The organism is Streptomyces sp. NRRL S-495 (genome assembly GCF_000966955.1).
Classification (GTDB): domain Bacteria; phylum Actinomycetota; class Actinomycetes; order Streptomycetales; family Streptomycetaceae; genus Kitasatospora; species Kitasatospora purpeofusca.
Window position 1 is genome coordinate 1 of the sequence record NZ_JZWY01001090.1, and the last position, 3,347, is coordinate 3,347.

Annotated in this window: 2 protein-coding genes; one reads left to right on the plus strand and one right to left on the minus strand. The window is 73.6% G+C overall.

Translation table 11 applies throughout. The annotated features are described in order from the left end of the window. A partial coding sequence (locus tag VR45_RS39275; RefSeq protein ID WP_045944753.1) for a transketolase occupies positions 1-1,755 on the minus strand: 1,755 nt, incomplete at its 3' end. 536 nt (positions 1,756-2,291) lie between these two features. Between VR45_RS39275 and VR45_RS39280 the strand changes: the two genes are divergently transcribed. Beyond that, positions 2,292-3,299: an FAD-dependent oxidoreductase gene (locus tag VR45_RS39280; RefSeq protein WP_234326625.1), complete on the plus strand. Its 1,008-nt coding sequence runs from the start codon at positions 2,292-2,294 to the stop codon at positions 3,297-3,299. The last annotated feature ends 48 nt before the right edge of the window (positions 3,300-3,347 follow it).

Here is a 3,347-nt window from a genome sequence, read left to right on the forward strand (position 1 = left end):
CGCGAGCAGGGTGACCGTGAGGGAGTGCGCGGTGTCGCACAGAGCACCGCGCACCTTCTGCCGGGTGAGGACGAGGCCGGTCGGCCGGTCGTACTGCTCCAGCAACGCCCGCCAGCAGGCGGCCGTCTCATTGGCGTCGCAGGGACGCACCACGTCGAGGCCGGGGATCGCGCGCAGCGCCGCGAGGTGCTCCACCGGCTGGTGGGTGGGGCCGTCCTCGCCGAGGCCGATCGAGTCGTGCGTCCAGACGTAGATCGTGGGGAGTTCCATCAGCGCGGCCAGTTGCACCGCCGGCCGCATGTAGTCGCTGAAGGTCAGGAAGGTGCCGCCGTAGGGGCGGGTCAGGCCCTGCAGGGCGATCCCGTTCAGGATCGCGGCCATGGCGTGCTCCCGGATCCCGAAGTGCAGGGTTCGGCCGTAGGGGCCGCCCTTCCACTCCGCGGTCTCCACGCCCTCGGGGAGGAAGGAGGGCTCGCCCTCCATCGTGGTGTTGTTGCTGCCCGCGAGGTCGGCCGAACCGCCCCACAGCTCGGGCAGCACCGGCGCGAGCGCGGTCAGCGCCTGGCCCGAGGCGGCGCGGGTGGCCAGCCCTTTCGGGTCTGCGGGGAAGTGCGGGAGGTGGTCCGCCCAACCGTCCGGCAGCCGGCGCTCCATCAGCCGGTCCAGCAGTGCGGCACGCCCGGGGTTCTCGGCGCGCCAGCGCTCGTAGCGCGGGGCCCACGCCGCGTGCAGCTCGCGGCCGCGTGCCCGTGCCTCGCGGGTCCGGGCGAGGACCTCGTCCTCGACGGTGAAGTCGGCCGCGGGGTCGAAGCCGAGCAGTTCCTTGGTGGCGGCGACCTCCTCGTCGCCGAGCGCGGAGCCGTGGGCCTTGCCGGAGTCCTGGAGGTTGGGGGCCGGCCACCCGATGACCGTCCGCAGCACCAGCAGTGAGGGCCGGGTGGTCTCCGCGCGGGCGGCCCGGAGTGCGTCGAGGACGGCGTCGATGTCCTCCACGCAGCGGCCGGTGCGGGTCCAGTCGACGGTCTGCACGTGCCAGCCGTACGCGCGGTAGCGGGCGGCGACGTCCTCGCTGAAGGAGACGTCGGTGTCGTCCTCGATCGAGATGTGGTTCTGGTCGTAGACCATGATCAGATTGCCCAGCCGCTGGTGGCCGGCCAAGGAGCTCGCCTCCGCGGTGACGCCCTCCATCAGGTCGCCGTCCGAGGCCAGAACGTAGACGTGGTGGTCGAAGGGGCTCTCGCCGGCCGGGGCGTCCGGGTCCAGCAGTCCGCGCTCACGGCGGTCCGCCATCGCGAACCCGACGGCCGAGCCCAGCCCCTGGCCGAGCGGACCGGTGGTGATCTCCACGCCTCGGGTGTGCCGGTACTCGGGGTGGCCGGGCGTGACGGAGCCCCAGGTCCGAAGGGCCTTCAGATCGTCGAGTTCGAGGCCGTAGCCGGTGAGATGGAGCTGGATGTAGAGGGTGAGGCTGGTGTGGCCGCAGGACAGCACGAAACGGTCCCGCCCCAGCCACCGGTCGTCGGCGGGATCGTGGCGCAGGACGTTCTGGAACAGCAGGTGGGCGAGCGGCGCCAGGCTCATCGCCGTCCCGGGGTGGCCGTTGCCGGTGCGCTGCACGGCGTCGGCCGCGAGCAGCCGGGCGGTGTCCACGGCGCGGACGTCCACGTCGTCCCATCCCGCCTGTGCGGCGACGGGGTCGGCCAGCGACTGATGGCGGTTCGCGGCGTGCTTGTCGGGGGGTGTCGCGGGTGTCACGGGTGTCCTCCCAGGGGGCCGGCCGGGGTCGGTGGGGATCGCCGGGAACGGCTCGCGGCCGCCGTGCGGCTCCAAGCGCCTACCCGGTGTCGGGACCCGCATGGCCCGGACCGGTCCGGGCCATGCGGGTCCCGACCTGCCCCGCCGGTGCCCCGGAGACCGGTCGGTGCCCCGGAGGTCCGGCCCGGCCCGCCCGGCCGGCTCCGGCGTCGCGGCGGCGGGCGGGGGTAGCCTCCGAGCATGCGACACCACGATCTTGTCGTCCTCGGAGCCGGCTCGGGCAATGCGGTGATCGACGACCGCTTCGCCGCCCTCGACGTCGCCGTCGTCGAGGAGGGGCCGTTCGGCGGGACCTGCCTGAACCGCGGCTGCATCCCCAGCAAGATGCTCGCCCACACGGCCGACGTCATGGACACGGTGCGGGAGACCGGCCGCTCCGACGTGGACGCCACACCCGGCGACAGCAGGGCCGCCGCGATTCCGGCTTCGTCACCGTCCACCGTGGCCGCGCGCGCTTCACCGGTGAGAGGACGCTGGTGGTGGAGACCGGCTGGGGCGAGGAGCGGATCACCACGGACCAGGTCGTCGTCGCGGTCGGCAGCCGCCCGGTGGTCCCGCCGTCGGTGCGCGACAGCGCACTGCCCTACGAGACCTCCGACACGATCATGCGGCGCCGGACCCCGCCGCGGCACCTGGCCGTCCTCGGCGGCGGCTACACCGCCGCCGAGCTGGCGCACGTCTTCCACGCGGCCGGCAGCCGGATCACGGTCATCGAGAAACAGGGCACCCTCCTCGCTCCGCAGGACGAGTCCGTGTCCCGGGCCTACACTCGCCACGCCCGCTCCGTGTTCGACGTGCGCACCGGCGTCGAACTCACCCGGCTGGAAGGGGAACCGGGCCGCCTGCGGCTGCGCCTGGACGACGGCTCCGCGATCGAGGCCGACACCCTGCTCGTGGCGGTCGGCCGGACCCCCAACAGCGACACCGTCGACGCCGACCGGGCCGGCATCACCCTGCACGAGGACGGCCGCATCGTGGTGGACGCCCAGCAGCGGACCACCGCGCCGGGCGTCTACGCCCTCGGCGACGTGTGCACCCCCGTGCCGCTCAAGCACGTCGCCAACCGGGAGGCCCAGGTGGTCGCGCACAATCTGCTGCACCCCGACGACCCGGTCGCCACCGACTACGGTGCCGTTCCCGCCGCGGTCTTCACCCGCCCGCAGATCGCCCAGGTCGGCCGCACCGAGCAGGAGTGCCGGGACGACGGCCTCGGCTACGCGACCGCCACCCGCCGGTACTCGGACGTCGCGTACGGCTGGGCGCTGGAGGACACCACCGGCTTCTGCAAGGTGATCGCGGACCCCGGCACCCGCCGCCTGCTGGGCGCCCACATCCTCGGTCCGCAGGCGTCCACCCTGATCCAGCCGCTGGTCATCGCCATGAGCCTCGGCATCGACGTTCCCACCCTGGCCCGGACCCCGTACTGGATCCACCCCGCTCTGACCGAGGTCGTCGTCAACGCCCTGTTCGACCTCGACCTCTGACGGCGGCGTTCGCACAGGGCCCGGCGTTCCGGCGTTCCGGCGTTCCGG